The organism is Acetobacterium sp. MES1 (assembly GCF_002237635.1).
Taxonomy (GTDB): Bacteria; Bacillota; Clostridia; order Eubacteriales; family Eubacteriaceae; genus Acetobacterium; species Acetobacterium wieringae.
In genome coordinates this window covers 44,576-61,813 of the sequence record NZ_MJUY01000006.1, presented here as the reverse complement: position 1 = coordinate 61,813, position 17,238 = coordinate 44,576, and the positions used below count along the sequence as shown (strand labels likewise).

Annotated in this window: 18 protein-coding genes; all 18 read right to left on the bottom strand. The window is 43.0% G+C overall.

The annotated features are described in order from the left end of the window. Positions 1-375 (bottom strand): GntR family transcriptional regulator, encoded by a 375-nt coding sequence (locus BI182_RS01700; RefSeq protein ID WP_148636623.1) that lies wholly within the window; start codon positions 373-375, stop codon positions 1-3. 112 nt (positions 376-487) lie between these two features. After that, on the bottom strand, positions 488-1,168 hold the full coding sequence (locus BI182_RS01695; protein ID WP_286805074.1) for a M48 family metallopeptidase: 681 nt from the start codon (positions 1,166-1,168) through the stop codon (positions 488-490). Positions 1,169-1,194: 26 nt separating this feature from the next. After that, the gene (locus BI182_RS01690) at positions 1,195-4,707 is read right to left on the bottom strand and encodes an AAA family ATPase (protein ID WP_286805072.1); all 3,513 of its coding nucleotides are present in this window, start codon (positions 4,705-4,707) and stop codon (positions 1,195-1,197) included. Continuing rightward, positions 4,704-5,924 (bottom strand): exonuclease SbcCD subunit D, encoded by a 1,221-nt coding sequence (locus tag BI182_RS01685; RefSeq protein ID WP_286805070.1) that lies wholly within the window; start codon positions 5,922-5,924, stop codon positions 4,704-4,706. Before BI182_RS01685 ends, BI182_RS01690 begins: the two co-directional genes overlap by 4 nt. Positions 5,925-6,065: 141 nt before the next feature. Beyond that, positions 6,066-6,524: a hypothetical protein gene (locus tag BI182_RS01680; RefSeq protein ID WP_187389170.1), complete on the bottom strand. Its 459-nt coding sequence runs from the start codon at positions 6,522-6,524 to the stop codon at positions 6,066-6,068. A 60-nt stretch (positions 6,525-6,584) separates the two neighbouring features. After that, positions 6,585-7,019, bottom strand: a complete 435-nt coding sequence (locus BI182_RS01675; protein ID WP_148636618.1) for a hypothetical protein — start codon at positions 7,017-7,019, stop codon at positions 6,585-6,587. A gap of 101 nt (positions 7,020-7,120) precedes the next feature. Continuing rightward, the gene (locus BI182_RS01670; protein ID WP_286805066.1) at positions 7,121-7,657 is read right to left on the bottom strand and encodes a hypothetical protein; all 537 of its coding nucleotides are present in this window, start codon (positions 7,655-7,657) and stop codon (positions 7,121-7,123) included. A gap of 172 nt (positions 7,658-7,829) precedes the next feature. Further along, positions 7,830-8,240 carry a metalloprotease family protein gene (locus BI182_RS01665; RefSeq protein WP_286805065.1) on the bottom strand — a complete coding sequence of 137 codons (411 nt, stop codon included), beginning with the start codon at positions 8,238-8,240 and terminating at the stop codon, positions 7,830-7,832. 131 nt (positions 8,241-8,371) lie between these two features. Next, positions 8,372-8,587, bottom strand: coding sequence for a LytTR family DNA-binding domain-containing protein (locus tag BI182_RS01660; RefSeq protein ID WP_243134732.1), 216 nt, complete (start codon positions 8,585-8,587; stop codon positions 8,372-8,374). An 11-nt stretch (positions 8,588-8,598) separates the two neighbouring features. Next, the gene (locus BI182_RS01655) at positions 8,599-9,093 is read right to left on the bottom strand and encodes a LytR/AlgR family response regulator transcription factor (RefSeq protein WP_243134730.1); all 495 of its coding nucleotides are present in this window, start codon (positions 9,091-9,093) and stop codon (positions 8,599-8,601) included. A 177-nt stretch (positions 9,094-9,270) separates the two neighbouring features. Beyond that, the gene (locus BI182_RS01650) at positions 9,271-9,672 is read right to left on the bottom strand and encodes a hypothetical protein (protein WP_148636615.1); all 402 of its coding nucleotides are present in this window, start codon (positions 9,670-9,672) and stop codon (positions 9,271-9,273) included. A 129-nt stretch (positions 9,673-9,801) separates the two neighbouring features. Further along, positions 9,802-11,166, bottom strand: coding sequence for a cation:proton antiporter (locus tag BI182_RS01645; protein ID WP_286805062.1), 1,365 nt, complete (start codon positions 11,164-11,166; stop codon positions 9,802-9,804). Positions 11,167-11,419: 253 nt separating this feature from the next. Further along, the gene (locus tag BI182_RS01640) at positions 11,420-12,649 is read right to left on the bottom strand and encodes a peptidase U32 family protein (RefSeq protein ID WP_286805060.1); all 1,230 of its coding nucleotides are present in this window, start codon (positions 12,647-12,649) and stop codon (positions 11,420-11,422) included. A 52-nt stretch (positions 12,650-12,701) separates the two neighbouring features. Further along, positions 12,702-13,361 carry an O-methyltransferase gene (locus BI182_RS01635; protein WP_070371059.1) on the bottom strand — a complete coding sequence of 220 codons (660 nt, stop codon included), beginning with the start codon at positions 13,359-13,361 and terminating at the stop codon, positions 12,702-12,704. A gap of 66 nt (positions 13,362-13,427) precedes the next feature. Next, positions 13,428-14,507: an endolytic transglycosylase MltG gene (mltG, locus tag BI182_RS01630; RefSeq protein WP_286805056.1), complete on the bottom strand. Its 1,080-nt coding sequence runs from the start codon at positions 14,505-14,507 to the stop codon at positions 13,428-13,430. Between the two features lie 102 nt (positions 14,508-14,609). Continuing rightward, positions 14,610-14,978: a YlbF/YmcA family competence regulator gene (locus tag BI182_RS01625; protein WP_286805055.1), complete on the bottom strand. Its 369-nt coding sequence runs from the start codon at positions 14,976-14,978 to the stop codon at positions 14,610-14,612. 65 nt (positions 14,979-15,043) lie between these two features. Then, positions 15,044-16,741 carry a ribonuclease J gene (locus BI182_RS01620; RefSeq protein WP_070371102.1) on the bottom strand — a complete coding sequence of 566 codons (1,698 nt, stop codon included), beginning with the start codon at positions 16,739-16,741 and terminating at the stop codon, positions 15,044-15,046. 34 nt (positions 16,742-16,775) lie between these two features. Then, positions 16,776-17,234 (bottom strand): Fur family transcriptional regulator, encoded by a 459-nt coding sequence (locus tag BI182_RS01615; RefSeq protein ID WP_070371062.1) that lies wholly within the window; start codon positions 17,232-17,234, stop codon positions 16,776-16,778. Positions 17,235-17,238 lie beyond the last annotated feature (4 nt).

Here is a 17,238-nt window from a genome sequence, read left to right as displayed (position 1 = left end):
TTATTCTCCCTTATACAATAGTTCTAACAATTCACTGAGTTCGGACCAGGAAATATCGCTGCTTCTGGCAATATCCACCGCTTTCTGCAAAAACTCCTCGGCCAGCCGCAGTTGCTCTTCCCGGATAAAGGATAAGTTCTGGTTGGCCACAAAACTACCTTTACCGGTGACGGTTTCAATAAAGCCATCCCGTTCCAGATCCGAGTAGGCCCGCTTGGTGGTAATCACACTGATGCGCAGCTCCTTGGCCAGAAAGCGCATGCTTGGCAGCGCTTCACCGGGACTCAGTTCCCCGCTGATAATCATCTTCTTGATTTGTTGGGCAATCTGCTCGTAAATCGGTTTGTCACTGGAATTGCTGATGACAATATTCAACTTACCACCTCATTTCGCTTGTCTTAGTGTATATATACTATATATACACTATAAACTCTTTTCCCTTACCTGTCAAGTTTTTAATCAAAAAAAATAAGCGAGATGGTCTCGCTTATTCCCAGCACTGAACGCTTAGTTTTTTCTGGAGGAGTTTCAGCTTTTCCCGTTCCGATTTGTAATTGGGGAGTACCTGCTCAACGATTCGCCAGAAGTTGGGGGAATGATTCATTTCAATCAGATGGGCCAGCTCGTGAACGACCACATAGCGAATGGTGGCCTCTTCGGCCATCACCAGATACCAGGAAAAATTGAGATTACCGGCGCTGGAGCAGGAACCCCAACGAGTGCGGGCACCGTTTATTTTGACAGCCTTGGGCTCTAATCCCATATGTTTGGCCAGATCTTTTACCATATCGCCGAGCACCTTTTTTGCCAGCGTTCGGTAGACACCCACCAGACTGGTTCTTAATTCCTCGGCCGACATCTGGGCATAAGCATAAAAGTGCTGGCCATCAAAACCGAAAGCTGGTTTTTCGACTGGCTCCAGAGGAAATTCGTGGCCCAGGAATAGGATCTTGGCCCCAAACCGCAATGCAAAATTCTCCCGCTCTGTCACCTGTTGGGCCACCGCCCCGTGGTGGGTTTTAATCCAATTTTGGTGCTGGGCTACAAAATCCGCTACGACCTTCTGCGGGGTTCCATTGGGAACCCGCACCTCAATTTCAGCGTTCTTAGTGATATAGAGTCCCATCGTTTTTCGTTTTGAATACTTGATTGTATAATCCCTTGTCATTGTTGTCCTTTTATATTTTAATCCATTTATTTTTCAATTCGCACCTTGCTGCCACCAACTCCGGCTTCGCCGGGGGTAATCAGCAATTTAACCGGCATCCGGTTCTTGATCGATTCCACATGGCTGATGATCCCCACCTTCAGGCGATCGTTATGCAGCATTTCGATGGAACTCATCACCACCTCCAGGGCATCTTCATGTAGCGAACCAAAACCCTCATCGAGAAAGAAAAATTCCAGCGGGGCCCGTCCTTTTAACTGGATTTCGGCGGACAGCGCCAGCGCCAGAGCTAATGAGGCCAGAAAGGTTTCCCCACCGGACAGGGTTGAGGCGTCCCGGGCCGCGCCGCCATTTTTGTAGTCCCGGATAATGAATTTCCCCTCATCGTCAGCTTCCAGTCCGTAATTACCGTTGCTGATCTCAGTGAGCCGTTTGGATGCCGCAATGGAGATGTACTTAAGTCGGGAAACGGCCACAAATTCGACAAATCGCTTGCCCGAAAACAATTTTTCCAGATCAGCTATCAGGCCCAGCCGGTGATCCACCTGTTCCTTTTGCTCTAAATAGTTCGCCAATTCAGCCAGTCGCTTTTCCAGCTCATCAACACTGGTTTTTAAGCGGATATCCAGAACTTTCTGTGTTTCGATATCTGCTTCCAGGCGCTGATGAACCGAGCAAATCTCAGCATAGGCGACATCGGTCATTTCCCGGCCATTAATTTTCTGGTTCAGATCTTCCAGCCTGCCCGCTAATTTGGTGTGACTCTGACGATAACCCTCTATTTCCATTTCCAGATTTTTAATGGTTTGATCCGGGATACAGGCGTTTAAAGCGGCGATCAAATCAAGAAAGCCATGCGCCATCAGTTGTTTTTTTAACCCTGCCGCGGTGATATCGTATTGGCTTTCCAGCGTTGTCAGATTTGCTTTTTGAATGGTTACCATTTCCTGTGTTTTCTCGTAGGCTTCCCGCGCCGCATCCAGCTTTGTTCTGGCCGTATTCCAGGCGTTTTCGATCCATTTTATATTACCTTGAAACTTATTTTTCAGTTCATCCAGCTCAGGCAATGGGTAGTCTTTTCCCAGTTTTTCCTCAATGGCACTTTTCTTTTCCTTAAACTGCTGAGCCTTTTGGCCGATCAGCAGCAAAAATTCCTGAACCTGTCGGTTGACCCCATGAATGACTTCACTCTGTTTTTCCAGCTGTTGCTGTTGGTCATTAACGGCCGTTTCCAGTTTTTCAAGATGATCCATCAATTCGCTGCGACGCTGATCGAGCTTTTTTATGGTTTCATTGGCGGCGTAAAAATCATAAGCTTTATTAACCTTGAGCTGCTTTCTTAATTCCGCCCCTTCTGTCTCCAGCTCTGCACAAGCTGTTTCTTTTTTGCTTTTAAGCACTTCCAATTCCCGGGTCTGAAGCAGTAGCGCTTCCCGACTTGCGTTTTTTTCTTTAAGATCCCCTTCCAGCTTCAGTAACTGGTTTTTGGCCTCCTGATTTCGGGCTTCCAGCTTTTTTAAACGTTCTTCCCAAACTTCCAGTTCCTGACTCCGCTTCGTATTGGCAGCCACTAGCAATTCCGGCTGTCCTTCGGGTATCGCTTCACCAAGACTGGCAATTTCAGTTTTTAGCTGCTTCTGATTTTCTACCAAGGTGGTGAAACTGCCGGTTAGCTGGGCAATTTCAGCAGTCAGTTCGCTTAATTCCAGCAATTGTTGCTGGTGGGCTTTTTTTATCACCGCCTTGCGAATGGCGTCATCCGATTCATCCCGATCCTCGGCGAAAGGATGTTTAGTTGCGCCGCAAACCGGGCAGGGTTCACCAACTTTCAACAGCTCTCTCAGTTTTATGCCGAAATTCTTGTTTTCCAGCTGGATCAGTTCTTCTTCCACTGCTGCCATCTTTTCTTTTAACAGCTTTTCCGCCGCCTTTTTTGTCCCAATGGTCTGAATCAGGGCATCGATCTGACTTTCCAACGCAATCATACTTGCATTTGCCTGTTGTTGTTTAAGAAAAAGATTCTGGCAGTGAAGCGCCGCTTCCTTTTCCTTTCCGATACTATCCCAGCTCGCTGGCCGGGCCTTTTCGAGAGCAATAAGCTCCTGCTCAACAACTGCTTGCTCGGCTTCTTTTACCTGCTTCTGCGCTTCCAGGTTCTTCTCGCTTTCAAGCAATGTATTGATCTCAGTCTGGTTTTTATTAAGGCGTATTTGATCGTCCGCTATTTCATTTTTTAATCGGATTATTTCTTCGGTAACGGCCATCCCCCGGGTGATTTTTTGGCGATAGTCCGGTTCGATCCGACATTGTTTTTCTTCCCGTCGCTGGGCAATCAGTTGTTTTTTTTCTTTTTCCAGTTCTTCCTGCAACCTGGTCTTGTCATTTTCCAGGTTGATTTTTTGATGATTCGCCTCATCCATTTTTTTATTCATCTCACGAATTTCTTTATCCAGCGCCAGCTGAGCTTGTTTCCAGCCAATGGCATCATCCACCTTTTCCAGCTTGCTCTGAAACCTAAAGAGGTTTTCGTTTTTATAGTCTTCGGTTTGTTTAAAACTTTTTTCACATGTCTCTTTTTCAACTAACAATTGGGCCAGTTTTTCTTCGCTGTCAGTCAGACTACGCTGACCCGTTTCAACCTGGGTTTGCAGGATTTCAAAGGCTTCCAGAAAGGGACGCACCTCCAGGGCCTTTTTTCCCAGCTTCAATTGCTGTTCCTTGCTTTTTATTTCAGCACTTCTTGCTTCCAGGTTTGTAAATGCTGCTGTGGTGTCCTTTAGTTCTGCCAGCAAGGCCATTAATTTTTTTGCTTCTGACAACTGGGTATCAAGCCTATTAAACTTTTCCCGGTTTGTTTGAAGCTGGCGCTGATTTTCTTCATAACTGTGCTTTTTTTCGGCCAGCGCTTCCGGTGTAACCCCTTCATAGGTGTTCATGCTGCCGAGGATTTGGTTTTGCTTTTCCACTTCCTTGATCCGTTCGGACTTGAGCCGATTGGCAAGATCATCTCCATATTTGGACAAATTAAACAGCCGTTCCAGCATATCCCGGCGGGGTTTTCCCTCCAGCTTCAGGAAATCACTGAATTTGCCCTGGGGCAGCACCACCGTCCGGGTAAAATCGGTGAGACCCAGGCCAATGATTTGCTCACAGGCATTGGTCACCTCGGTGGTTTTATCCGCCAAAACCAATGGTCCTTCGGGCCTTAGTTCCAGCAGCTGACATTTTCCCTGATTGATGCCTTCGTTTTTATTACGCTTAAACTCCCGACTGACCTGATAAGTTTTTTTCTCCGCACCGGAAATGACAAATTCATACACGACACTGGCCTTGTCGTCGTTGACATTGATGTAATTGGTGCTGTTGCGGGACAGCTTGCCATAAAGCGCCAGGGTAATGCCATCGAGAATCGTCGATTTACCGCTACCGGTAGGGCCAAAAATGCCAAAAATACCCGCCTCGGTCAGGGTTTCAAAATCAATTTGCTGTTCATCCTGAAAACTGTTAATGCCTTTAATTTTTAGCCTTATCGGTCTCATTGTTTATCCTCCTCAACAACCAGCGACAGCAGAAGTTCCAGCACCTCATCATCGGCTTCGGTGCCCCGTTCCCGGCGGTAAAATTCTTTAAAGACATCACCAAAGGATTTCTCTGTCAAGGCTTCGAGGCTAGCCTCAGTTTCTAAAGTGGTCAGCCGGGGGATTACTTCCAGAATATCATTCTTATGGGCCTTCATTTTTTTGATTTCATCTTCCCGGATATAATGATCCGTCTCAATTTCCAGATAAACCCAGCAGGATCGATCCGCATTGGCCGCGCATCGGGCGATGGCATCATCGACATTGTCACATTTCCAGACTTCGATGGGCTTATAAACCTTTAAATCAATTTCACGGATCTCATTTTTAACGGTCACGCCATCGGCAACGATAATTTCTGCCACCATGCATTTTTTGTTAAAGGCAATTTCCCGGCGGTTAAAATGAATCGGTGACCCGGCATAGCGGCCCCGGCCATTGGTGCCGGGAATTACCTGTGGTTTATGAATGTGTCCCAATGCGATATAATGGGCTTTTTCGGGAAAGCACTGGCCATCGACAATATAGGTGCCGCCCAGCTGAATGGTTCGCTCTGAACCGGCTTCCTCGCTGCCCATGGCAAAGATGTGGGTGGTCACCAGATTGATTGTATCGTCTCGGAAATGGCACTCCAGTTGCGAAAAATAGCTATGAATCCGATCACTGTAGGACTTGTGATTTTCGTCTTCGGCGGTGGTCAGATCATATAAAACCTCATTGAGCCGTTTTTCACTGGGATAGGGCAAGAGCAGAATCACGGCCCGCTCGCTGTTGATCTCCAGTTCCACATAACCTTCTCCCGCTGCCACCACCTGATGCTGGCCGTAAGCCCCGGTGGGGATGATCGTTTTGGGTACTCCGGCCATCAGAATACCATGATCCCGGGCCAACGGTCCCGGCGCTTCAAGCCGCTGGGGATTATCGTGATTGCCAGCAATCACCAGAATCAGCCGTTTCCCACCGTCGGACAATTGCTTTAGGGTCTCATAAAACAATTCTTCGGCCCGGGCTGGTGGATTATAGCTGTCATAAACATCCCCGGCAATGATCAGCAGATCTATTTTTTCGTCTTTGACGATCTCAACAAAGTCCGCCAGAAAGCTGGCCTGCTCATCCATCCGGCTGTGTCCTTCGATATTTTTGCCTAAATGCCAATCGGCGGTATGTAATATTCTCATTTGGGTGTCCTCACTCGTATCCGTTTTGTTTATTATCCCACAGCCGCTTTTTTTTGTATAGACTAAAAAAGCTCCGACAAATGCCGGAGCGAGAGGTTATTGTGTGCTTCTATCACCATTGTTCTGCAAAGCGTATAATCATTAATCAAAGTTTGTCATTGCACTCTCTTTTGAAGCAAATAAGCCTCTTGTCAAATAAAATCCAGCCAGGGTCGGGATGAGATAGAAAGCTGGCGCATTTGTAATCAAAGCCGAGTTGAAATTCATATATGAAAAAAGAATAGCTGCCGGTGTGTAAGGCATATAATATAAAAAGCCAACAATAAATGCAATAACCAGAAACGGTCCGTTTATTTTAATTTTAAGTGTTGCTGGTTTTCTGGTCAATAATTCTAACAACATTCCAAACATCATGCTAATCAGAGGCAACGTAATAGCCATAAAGAAAAAACCATCACTGAAAAAAAATGGCAAGGTTGAATTAAAGTTTGAATCGATCGGACTATTCTTTACTACAAATTTCACCTTTTCAATAATACCTATATAGATTATCACTGATGGTATAACCAGATACGGATAAATCTTTTCTAAAATTCGCAAAACAAGGGCTTCCTTTCTATAAAAACACTTCACTATTTTTCAGCTATCCATTATTATAATTTATTGGTCGGTGTTTGTAGACGACCTACCTGAAAACAAACTCTCAAACATAAAGAATCCAGATAAAATCGGAATCAGGCATATTAATTGGGTCATAGATTTTTCACTATAAATAATCGCTGGCATTGGCACAAGGATACCTAGATGTATCATAAAATATATCGCTGCACCTATAAGCGCAATCACAACATAGAATAGATCAACTTTAAGTCGCAGCTTTCCACTCTTACACATAAAATGCAGTAGAAAGCCAAGCATAAACCATTTAAAAAATCCAATCAGCATCATCCCCCAAAAACGACTTGAATAAAAACCATAACTCAGCGATTCCATCGTATTAAAGCTGTTCTGAATGGATATGACCCAAGTATCCATCAGTATAAAAAATAGCAGATACCCGATCATTAAAGCAACGTTTATCATTTTTTCCTTCATATCATCATTCTCCTTGTCCGAACAACACCGTCTGCTACTGCCGCAACCAGGGCTGGGCAGACTTTTCTCCCCTTTTATAATTCTGTATGGTGCAGTTCTTATTACTCAATCAGCAATTTTAATTTGTGATAATTAAAATCATTCAGGCCCAGTTTAAGCACTTCTTTGTTTTTCAAACGGACAACTAGAGAGTATGTATCCAACGTTTTTTTCTTCATCTCGTACCGGTCAATATCCTTGATATCAATAACCCTTGAAAAATTGTAGATTAAATAATTGTTACAGATATAAGCCGTATTGTGGAAGATCGATAGATACCAGATAATAGGAATAAAACCGTAGATAATTAAATGATGCGGCTTATCAAAATCCGCATTTGTAAGATTTAATAGACCAATAATGTACAACAGCTTTCCCAACAGAATTTGAAAATAGCCGGAATAATTGCCAATACTTAGCTTACCCTCATAGGGATATTTAAAGATAATTCTAAATCTCAGATTGATATAGAAGAAGATGACGGCAAAGCCAATCAAAATTATGGTGTCAATAGGATTATCAACCTGAAACAATAAGTAAACCGATAATCCCAGGATTATGATTAGTAGTCCTAAATCAAGATAATATTGTTTTTTCATTTTCAAGCACCCCATTAAAATTTCCAGTATGACCGGGAGTTTTTATTTCGAATTTTTGCATTCGCCGGAATTTTGGTCAAAATCCCATAAAATGACAGGACATCCAGACTCGATAAAACCATATTCATAATCGCAATTTTTGATAAAAGTGGGTAATTTATATTTGAGATCATTAAAAAAGAACGGGTATAACCGTTAAAATAATGACCGGAAATATCAGCAGTAATAACAGCCCTTCCTTTTTTATATCGCCAAAAAATGATCGATAAATCGACCCTTTATAACCACCAATAAATTCTGTAAACAAAATCCGATCCGGATAAAGTATTACATGCAGCATTTCGTGAATTGGGATCAAAACTACGAACAAAAAAACGTCTCGCCAACTGTTTGTCATATTCAAATGATAATCCGCTCCCAGCCGGATCTTTAACATCAGCCCAATAATAAACATGGAAATGAGAATAACTGGAATTGACATCAAGCAACGTTTTAAAAAGCTTGGCTCATCGATGGCATGATAACCCTCATTCTCAGGATCAAAGTCGTTGTTTTCCGGAATTTTTTCAAATAGAAATCTCATGATACTGGCTCCTTTTATGTCTTTTACTGGCCTAAATCTACCACACATTTTCATTTGTGCGAGATTATGTTGAAATTGATGTATTTTTTTGTAGTGTTCTAAGATTCTTATTCAAATTTAAAGCGGTATCATTACCCCAACCTTTCGATCTCATAACGCAGCTGCAAAGCTCTGATTTCTTTTCGCTTTAACTGACTAATTGGCAGACAGTCCGAATTTGACATCCTGACCTCATTATATTTAAAGGTGACGACATGTTCATAATTAACCAGATAAGATTTGTGAATCTTCATGAATTGATCACCTTCTAGCTGGGGGTAGATATCCCCTAGCTTGCCGTAAAACATATCTTCTCCCGTTATCGTGGTGATCTTAATCTCCGATTCACACTTTGAAAATAGAGTATATTTTTGATGGGAATCTTATATGTCACGGCTGCCTTTCGATAGCAGAAAACGCCCCCCAGGCAGCCATTTAATTTCATTGCCAGATTAATGTCTTTTATCAGCATTGCTGCATTAATGGGTTTTGAAAGAAAATGCATCGGGCGTACTTCAAAAAGATCTTTATAATAATTTTCTTTCCCAGACACATAGACAATCTGCATCGTTTGATTATCCATCTCCTCGCGGATTTTCCGACCCAGCTCAAGACCATTTAGACCTTCCATTTCAATGTCCAGAAAGACCAGATCAAAATCATGTTCATGTTTTATAAACTCAGCCAGTCTTTCACCAGAATAAAACACATCAATTTCGATTTCCTCGACAAAAATACCTTGGTTTTCTAAAATAATCCCTTCTAATTGAGAACAGATGGCTTTTTTATCATCACATATCCCGATTCTAAACATTTTGGCACCTCTTTTCTAGACAATAAACTCATTTTACCGGAAAATAAAACAACTGTCCAGCCGTGCTAATAATATGAATGCGAATTTATAAACTGTAAGCAATAAAAAACAGTACCAACGAACAATTTTTTGTTCGTTGGTACTGTCAACACTTTCAATAGTAAAAATGTCTATTTATTAGTTGATGGCATCCACAGCGGTCATCAACTCCGAAATCGAGCTGTACCAGTTTTTAATCATATGGCGCATCAGCCCCACCTGTTCAGCTTTGGCCAGCAGCCCAAAGATTGGAATTTTGGAGCCGTAAGCCGCACCGATTTCAGCCCAGGCATCACAGCCGGATGGCCCGACGTAGATAATCAGGTCGGCACTGGTAACCGATGAGATACAAAAATCAAAAACCCGTGTTCCTTCAGCTGACTCAATAAAATGCGTCAGCTCTTTTTGCGAAAGAAAGGCTTCTTCCGGCCGTCCTTCCCGGATCCAGGACAGGATTGTGTGGCCCCGGCTTTCCAATAAATCAGTCAGCATTTCAACCGCATGCTGATGCTTCCATGATGCAGCAATATATATTCTCATGATTCCTCCACTTTGCGAATAAGATAAGCTCTCTGTTTATTATAACCGGCTCTGCTCTTATTCACAAGTAGCGGTTGTCTCTCCAATCGGGAATACCGTGCTGCACCAGTCAAATTATCATTGGATAATTTATTTTACCGCACTGCCGGCAACTTTGACGTTTTTCTTCTGTGGTTTGACTTTACTGCCATTGCCACTGAGCCAAATATAGCCCTTACCCACGGATAACCCCTGCACCACAGTGGTAAACAGCACAATGGCATAGGTCGCGACCAAAAACAGGTTATAGGTTGGGGTTGCCAGCGAGATACTGGTGCCCATAATCAAGGCTAGACACAAGCCGCCTTTTAATCCGGCCCAGGTCATAAAGGCAATAAATCTATGGTTTGGCATGCCCTTGCTCTTTGGCGGATTTTTATTAAAGATCATTGATGCATAGACTCCCGCCAGTCTGGCGATGGTATTGAAAAGAATCGATCCAATGGCAATGGTGAAGATCATCCCCACTGACAGGGTATTGATGTTTTTGATGTTAAGTAATAATACCCCGACTAGCAAAAATAAGATCCCGTTTAGCAGATTATCGACCACTGACCAGAAGGAATAGAATAAATCACGTAATTCCTCGGTCATACAGATATGATTATTTCGCTGCAGTCCGGCAATGGCAGTGGCATAGTAAAGGCCACAGATCACGGCGGCGATGGGACCCGAGAACGAAAAGTATTCACAAACCAGGTAAGACAGCATTACCGTTAAAATACTGGTAAAGATTTTGATAAAGTTATCATTTGACTGCTTAAACACTTCAAACAACAGAAAAGAGATGATAAAACCGACTGCTACGGCCCCCAAAATTTCGGTAGCCAGACCCCAGGTAAAACTCATCACGGAGACACTGTTGCTCGAAAGTTTTAAAGCCGTCAGCAGGGTTGCAAAAATCGCTACGGCCACCCCGTCATTGAACAAGGCTTCACCTTCAATGATCAGGCCAATGCGTTTGGGTAAACCCGCCTTGGCCAGAATACTCATCGCCGAAATCGGATCGGTTGGCGCCACAATCGCTCCCAGAATACAGGCTTCCAGAAAGGTAATGTTGACATGAATCAGATAGCCCAAACCAAAGAACAAGAGTCCATACACCACTGTTGAGACCAGGGTTCCGATTATTGCCATACTGGCAATTAAAAACTTGTCAGCCTTGAAATCGCCAAATTCGATTCGTGAAGCCCCACTAAAGAGCATAAAGCAGAGAACGCCTTTAAATAAGAAATCCGTAAAGTCAAACTCCCGGTAGAGATTTAAAAACTCAATCGGGATATGAACCAGATTCAGGTTTCGGCCAATAATATAAAGCACAACAAAGATAAATCCAAAAACAACCAGTCCGATTTCATAAGGTAGTTTTATTGTTTTTTCATTAATAAAACTAAACACAACCACTAATAAAAGCAGGGCGCTGAACAGGATGAGCAACTGATCAAAGTTATACATTTCTTTCTCCTTTTGATTCATCAAAAAAATTTGCACAAAAAAAAGGCGACAACAAAATAGGCTCACCTTGTTATCACCTTTGATACGTCCGAGTCTAAACAACAGTATACTAACTGATTATTGATGTTAACCTAGTATACTTATGAAACTTCCTGAAGTATAGCACTTTGAAATTGATGTGTCAATGGCTTTTTATAATAATTTTACGTGATTTTTTATGTAAACGAGACGCTGTTTTTTCGTTATTTTTCTATCAAACTTTGTCCTGTTTTCGTAGTATATCCATCGGTTTAACTGGTGCGCACATCTGTAGATAATAACGCATTTTAGGGTGGGGCGTCGACTCAATGGCTGCACCCTCGACATCCGTCATCATCGTAATCGTTTGGCTGATAAAACCTTTTCCGGGAATCATAATCTCAACCGTATCACCAATTGACACCTTGTTGCGCTGTTCAATCAGGGCCATGCCGGTGCGCTCATTATATTCCAGCACCAGACCGACAAAATCATAAGCCCGGGTATAACTGCCGGTTCCGTAATTCTGGTCAGCCGCTGTCGTTTTGCCACTATAAAACCCCTTTGTGTAATTACGATGACTGACCTTGGTAAGCTCCTCATAATAGCTCACATCAAGCTCAGTTACGCCGGGGTGATCAAGACAATAATCGATGGCCTTACGATAGGCTGACACCACCGTCGCCACATAATAAAGACTTTTCATCCGTCCTTCGATTTTAAAGCTATCGACCCCGGCTTTCATCAGATCGGGAATTTCATCGATCAGACATAAATCCTTGGAGTTGAAAATAAACGAACCGCTGGCATCCTCTTCAATCGAAAACGCTTCATCGGGCCGGGTTTCTTCAATCAGGTGATACTTCCACCGACAGGGATGGGCACAGTCGCCCTGATTGGAATTTCGACCAGTCATGTAATGACTAAGCAGACAACGTCCCGAATAAGATATACACATCGCACCGTGTACAAATATTTCAATTTCCATTTCCGGCGCCACCTGTTCCCGGATTTCCCGGATTTCACGAAGGCCCAGCTCCCGGGCCAGGACAATCCGTCTGGCGCCCTGGGCATGCCAGAATGCCACACTCCGCCAATTGGTATTGTTGGCTTGGGTGCTCACCGATATTTTTAAGTCCGGCGCCACTTCCCGAACCACCGAAAAAACCCCGGGATCAGCCACGATTACGCCATCAATTCCGAGACTCTGCAGTTCACTGACATAGTCGGGCAGACCTACCAGGTCGTCATTGTGGGGAATCATGTTCAAGGTGACATAAATTTTTTTATTCTGTTCATGAACATACGCAACAGCCTCTGCCAGTTCTTCATTGTCAAAGTTGTCCGCCTTAGCGCGGAGCCCAAATTTCTTGCCGGCGCAATAGACTGCATCGGCACCGTAATGGAGGGCATACTTCAATTTTTCAAAATTTCCTGCCGGTGCTAATAGTTCCGGTTTTTTCATATGTTTCTCCGTTCTTTAACTCTTGTTTAAATTCTCTTCCTATTAATAATAACTAAATCGTTTCAATATTCTTTTTCCAGCTGATTGCCAACCCGTCTCCTAAGGGCAGGATGCTAGTTATCAATTGGGGGTGATTCGAGATGGTTTCCAGATACACCCGCATCCGTTTAACGATAGTTATTTTCCGGCGAATAACCAGCTCATTGGTGGCAATCATACCTTTAAACAGCACATTGTCAGAAATCAATAGTCCACCAGGTTTTAAGCACCGCAAACAATCATCCAGCAAGTGGATATAGTGACCTTTGGCGCCATCTAAAAAAATCATATCATAGGTTTTCTCCAATTTGGCCAGTTTTTCCTGAGCATCCCCGACCATCAGATTAATCTGATTTTTCAGTCCCAGACTGGTAATATTTTCGTCGGCTTGAACCACCATATTTAAATTTCGTTCAATGGTATCCACCTGTCCCAAAGAACCCATGGCTTGGGCAAAAATTGATGCCGAAAACCCGACGGCTGTACCAACTTCCAGAATGGTTCGAATTTTTTGAGCCGCGATCAATAGTTCAATGTGTTTTTGCACTTCTTTATGGATGATCGGAATCGCATCATCCATGGCTCTTTTGCGGAATTCTTCAATTTGGGGACGATCTGCCGGAATTAATCCTCTCAGATAGTCTTCAATATAATCTTGTACAATTTCACTCACTGTTTTTCCTTCAATCTTCTAAAATAATGGCCCCTTTACGGGGCCATCTGGTTGTTTCATTATTGACTAATTCCCCATGTATTTTTCCACATCCTGAAGATGTTCTTCATAGGTTTCATTAAAATATATTTTTCCCGAATTCATATCAGCGACAAAGTATAAATAGTTGGTTTCAGCCGGGTACAAAGCCGCTTCCAGGGATGTTTCGCCAAAAGAGCAAATCGGTCCATAGGGTAATCCGGTATTGATATAGGTATTATAGGGCGATGGAAATTGGGTTTGTTCAGTGGTTAAAACGGCTGTTTTTTCACCCCGGGCATAATCCACCGTGATATCAGACTGCAGCGGCATATTGGCAGCAATCCGGTTGTAAAAGACACTGGCGGCATTGGCTTTATCTTCAACCAGTTTGGTTTCCAATTCCACAATCGACGCCATAATGACAATCTCATCCACGGTTTTACCCATTTCTTTGGTTCGTTTTAAATAGTCCTGATCATAAACCTCCACAAAACGATCCAACATGGCGGTTACAACTTCTGATGGCTCAGTATCCGGTGAAAAGCTATAGGTATCAGGAAAGAGATACCCCTCCAGAGTGCGGCTCACCCCATCTTTTTCAGTCAGAGGAATGCTACTGAGGATCGGATAATTTTTTTGATATTCGCCCACTTTCTTTGTTTCTTCAATGAAGGCATCAGCATCGCAGACGTTTTTTTCTTCTAAAATTTCGGCAAATTCAGAAATATTGCGGCCTTCTGGTATCGTCACTGTTGCATCAGCCACATCGCCGGCCACCAGACGATCAAGAATCTGCTGCGCTGATTCAGTTGGACTAAAGGCATAATAACCCGATTGGATCTGGTTTGCGGTATTCTCTTTCTTGGCCAGCATTTCAAAGGCAAAAATATCGCGGATCAGGTTGTTTTCTGCCAATATCTCGGCTACCTCACCGATTACGGCTCCATCTTCGATTTGAACGTAGACGAGATCTCCATCTCCCACTGGTTCTAACATTTTTCCGATAAAATAATTAAAGCTAAATACCCCAGTTGCTCCAAAAACGACTAACAATAACAGAATAATTGCAATTAGTTTTCCCGTTTTACGGGATGACGATCTGGTTTGGTTGGTTCGATTACCCATCGTTCACCTGCTTTCATTTCTATAACCATAAAAAGAATATAGGACCGCAGTTGAGGTGGGCACCTATATTCTTTTCAAAATTATTTCTATTTGAATGATTGTTTAAGCGCCACAGCCCTCTTCTTCTGAATCAAACAGATGCATTCCGAGATCCACGGCTTTTGCCATGATGTCGGTGATGTCCTGAAAAATCACGGAAAAATACATTTGCGCCTGAAAAAACTCGGCAATTTCCGGAATGCCCATAATGGTATTGGCTAAGGTGTTATACGCCGAAATCTGCTCTTCGGATAATTCATTACCCAGCATTTGAAAGGATTGAATTTCCATCTGTCTACGCATATAATCCTTGGCCATTTCAAATTTTTCGGGATCCTGCTCAAGTTTTTCTTTCGCTGCTACAAAATTCTTGTATTCGGTGCATTCTTTCAGGGCTCGTGCCAAATTGTTGGCTTCATCATATACATTCATACCTTACTCCTCATTTAAAATTATAGTGGTAACTGTAAACATTTTTTACAATCACCCGATTCAATTTATACTTCCATCAAGATGGGCAGTATCATCGGTTTTCTTTGGGTTTTTTCATAGAGATATTTAAACAGGCTTTCCCGAATCACATTTTTGATGGAATTCCAGTCAATAATACCCTTTTCTTCACAAGATATCAAGGCTTTCTTGACCTCTTCCCGGGCATTATTGATCAGTTCTTCTGATTCTCTTACATAAACAAAGCCCCGGGAGATAATATCCGGTCCTGAAACCGCTTTGCCTTTATGCATGGTGCACACTACAATGAAAAGACCATCTTCTGACAATCGCTTCCGGTCATTAAGAACGATATTACCAATATCGCCAACACCCAGTCCATCAACCAGAATCGGCTCCGCCTGAGTTTTTCCGACAACCTGGACACTCCGTTTATCAATTTCCAGAATATTGCCATTTTCAGCAATAAAGGTTCTTTCTTTATTCATTCCCACATTTTGGGCCAGCTCAGCATGCTGCATCAGCATCCGACTTTCACCATGGACAGGAAGAAAGTGCTTGGGCTTGACCAGGGTAATCATCAGTTTTAATTCTTCCTGACGGGCATGACCAGAAACGTGGATTTCAGCAAACCGTCCGTAAACAACATCCGATCCCAGTTCCACCAGTTTATTAATTACTTCAGAAACCATTTTCTCGTTTCCTGGTACCGGTGATGCCGAAATAATAACCATATCTTCTTTTTTTATGGTCAGGTGACGGTGCTCACCCAATGCCATTCTTCCCAGTGCTGCCATCGGCTCGCCCTGGCTACCGGTGGTAATGATAACCAGTTCTTTGTCCTTATAGTTTTTGATGTCTTTTAGTTGAACCAATACATTGGGTGGTATTTTCATGTATCCCAAATCCATGGCCACTTCAGTGACGTTTTCCATACTTCGGCCACAGATAATGACTTTTCGATTATATTCAACCGCAGCGTCAATTACCTGTTGCAGACGATGGACATTGGAGGCAAAGGTGGTTACGATAATTCTCCCTTTAGCTCCTCGAAACAAATTATACAAGGTTGGTCCCACGGTACTTTCTGAGGGTGTAAACCCAGCCCCTTCAACATTGGTACTGTCTGACATCAGCAGATCCACACCCTGGGAACCAATTTTGGCAAATCGCTGCAAGTCGATTATTTCGCCGCCAATGGGATGATAGTCAATTTTAAAATCACCGGTATGGACAACGGTTGCTGCTGCACATTTGATACAGAGTCCCACGGCATCGGCGATACTGTGGTTGACCCGGATAAACTCAACATTAAATTCGCCAATATCAATCCGATCTTTGGGCTTAACAATAATTCGTGTAGTTTTTGTTAATAAGCCATGTTCCTTCAGCTTTTTATCGATCAGGCCCACAGTGAATTTGGTCGCATAAATGGGGATATTGATCTTTTTCAAGAGATAAACCAGCCCCCCAATATGATCCTCATGGCCATGGGTGATAACGACCCCTTTAATCTTTTCCTGATTTTCGATCAGGTAATTAAAATCCGGTAGGACGATATCGATTCCGAACATATCATCATCGGGAAACTTGAGACCGCAATCGACAAGAATGATGTCATCCTTGTACTCAAATACGTTCAGGTTCTTCCCGATTTCACCTAGGCCTCCTAGTGGTATTAATCTCAGCTTATCTTTGTTTTTCTGAGCCTGAGGTTTTCGTCTGGATCGTGAACGACCTTCCAGTCGTTGGGCCCCCGTTGTTATTAAGTTTTTGTTTTCAGTCAAATTGTTCTCCTTTCGTTATTCCATAACAATCCGAACAGTATCCGTACACCTTAAGTTCGTGATTGATTATAATAAACTCCTTCTTTTCTTCGATTTCTTTTTCCAGAACTTCCAGGAAATCGTCTTGCATTTCGATAACCTTTCCGCACTTTAAACAAATTAAATGATGATGCCAGTGTTTTTCATCCAACTCGCAGAGTTCGTACCGAGCAAAGCCATCATCAAAGTTACGTTTGGTAATGAATCCCATTTCTTCCAATATTTGCACCGTTCGATAAATGGTCGACATTCCCACATCAGGATTGCGCTGTTTAACACCCTGAAATAATTCTTCAACACTAAAGTGCTGCTCCCTGAAGGTCATCAAAACCTCAATGGTAACCAGACGCTGAGGGGTTACTTTGTTCCCTCTTTTTCTGAGCGCATCCACAATTTGTTTTTGGTTATTCATGGTT

Coding starts and splice junctions, on each gene's coding strand:
- BI182_RS01695 (WP_286805074.1), bottom strand. CDS start 1,168: ATGACAAGGGATTATACAATCAAGTATTCAAAACGAAAAACGATGGGA.
- BI182_RS01690 (WP_286805072.1), bottom strand. CDS start 4,707: ATGAGACCGATAAGGCTAAAAATTAAAGGCATTAACAGTTTTCAGGAT.
- BI182_RS01685 (WP_286805070.1), bottom strand. CDS start 5,924: ATGAGAATATTACATACCGCCGATTGGCATTTAGGCAAAAATATCGAA.
- BI182_RS01675 (WP_148636618.1), bottom strand. CDS start 7,019: ATGAAGGAAAAAATGATAAACGTTGCTTTAATGATCGGGTATCTGCTA.
- BI182_RS01670 (WP_286805066.1), bottom strand. CDS start 7,657: ATGAAAAAACAATATTATCTTGATTTAGGACTACTAATCATAATCCTG.
- BI182_RS01665 (WP_286805065.1), bottom strand. CDS start 8,240: ATGAGATTTCTATTTGAAAAAATTCCGGAAAACAACGACTTTGATCCT.
- BI182_RS01660 (WP_243134732.1), bottom strand. CDS start 8,587: ATGTTTTACGGCAAGCTAGGGGATATCTACCCCCAGCTAGAAGGTGAT.
- BI182_RS01655 (WP_243134730.1), bottom strand. CDS start 9,093: ATGTTTAGAATCGGGATATGTGATGATAAAAAAGCCATCTGTTCTCAA.
- BI182_RS01650 (WP_148636615.1), bottom strand. CDS start 9,672: ATGAGAATATATATTGCTGCATCATGGAAGCATCAGCATGCGGTTGAA.
- BI182_RS01645 (WP_286805062.1), bottom strand. CDS start 11,166: ATGTATAACTTTGATCAGTTGCTCATCCTGTTCAGCGCCCTGCTTTTA.
- BI182_RS01640 (WP_286805060.1), bottom strand. CDS start 12,649: ATGAAAAAACCGGAACTATTAGCACCGGCAGGAAATTTTGAAAAATTG.
- mltG (WP_286805056.1), bottom strand. CDS start 14,507: ATGGGTAATCGAACCAACCAAACCAGATCGTCATCCCGTAAAACGGGA.
- BI182_RS01625 (WP_286805055.1), bottom strand. CDS start 14,978: ATGAATGTATATGATGAAGCCAACAATTTGGCACGAGCCCTGAAAGAA.
- BI182_RS01615 (WP_070371062.1), bottom strand. CDS start 17,234: ATGAATAACCAAAAACAAATTGTGGATGCGCTCAGAAAAAGAGGGAAC.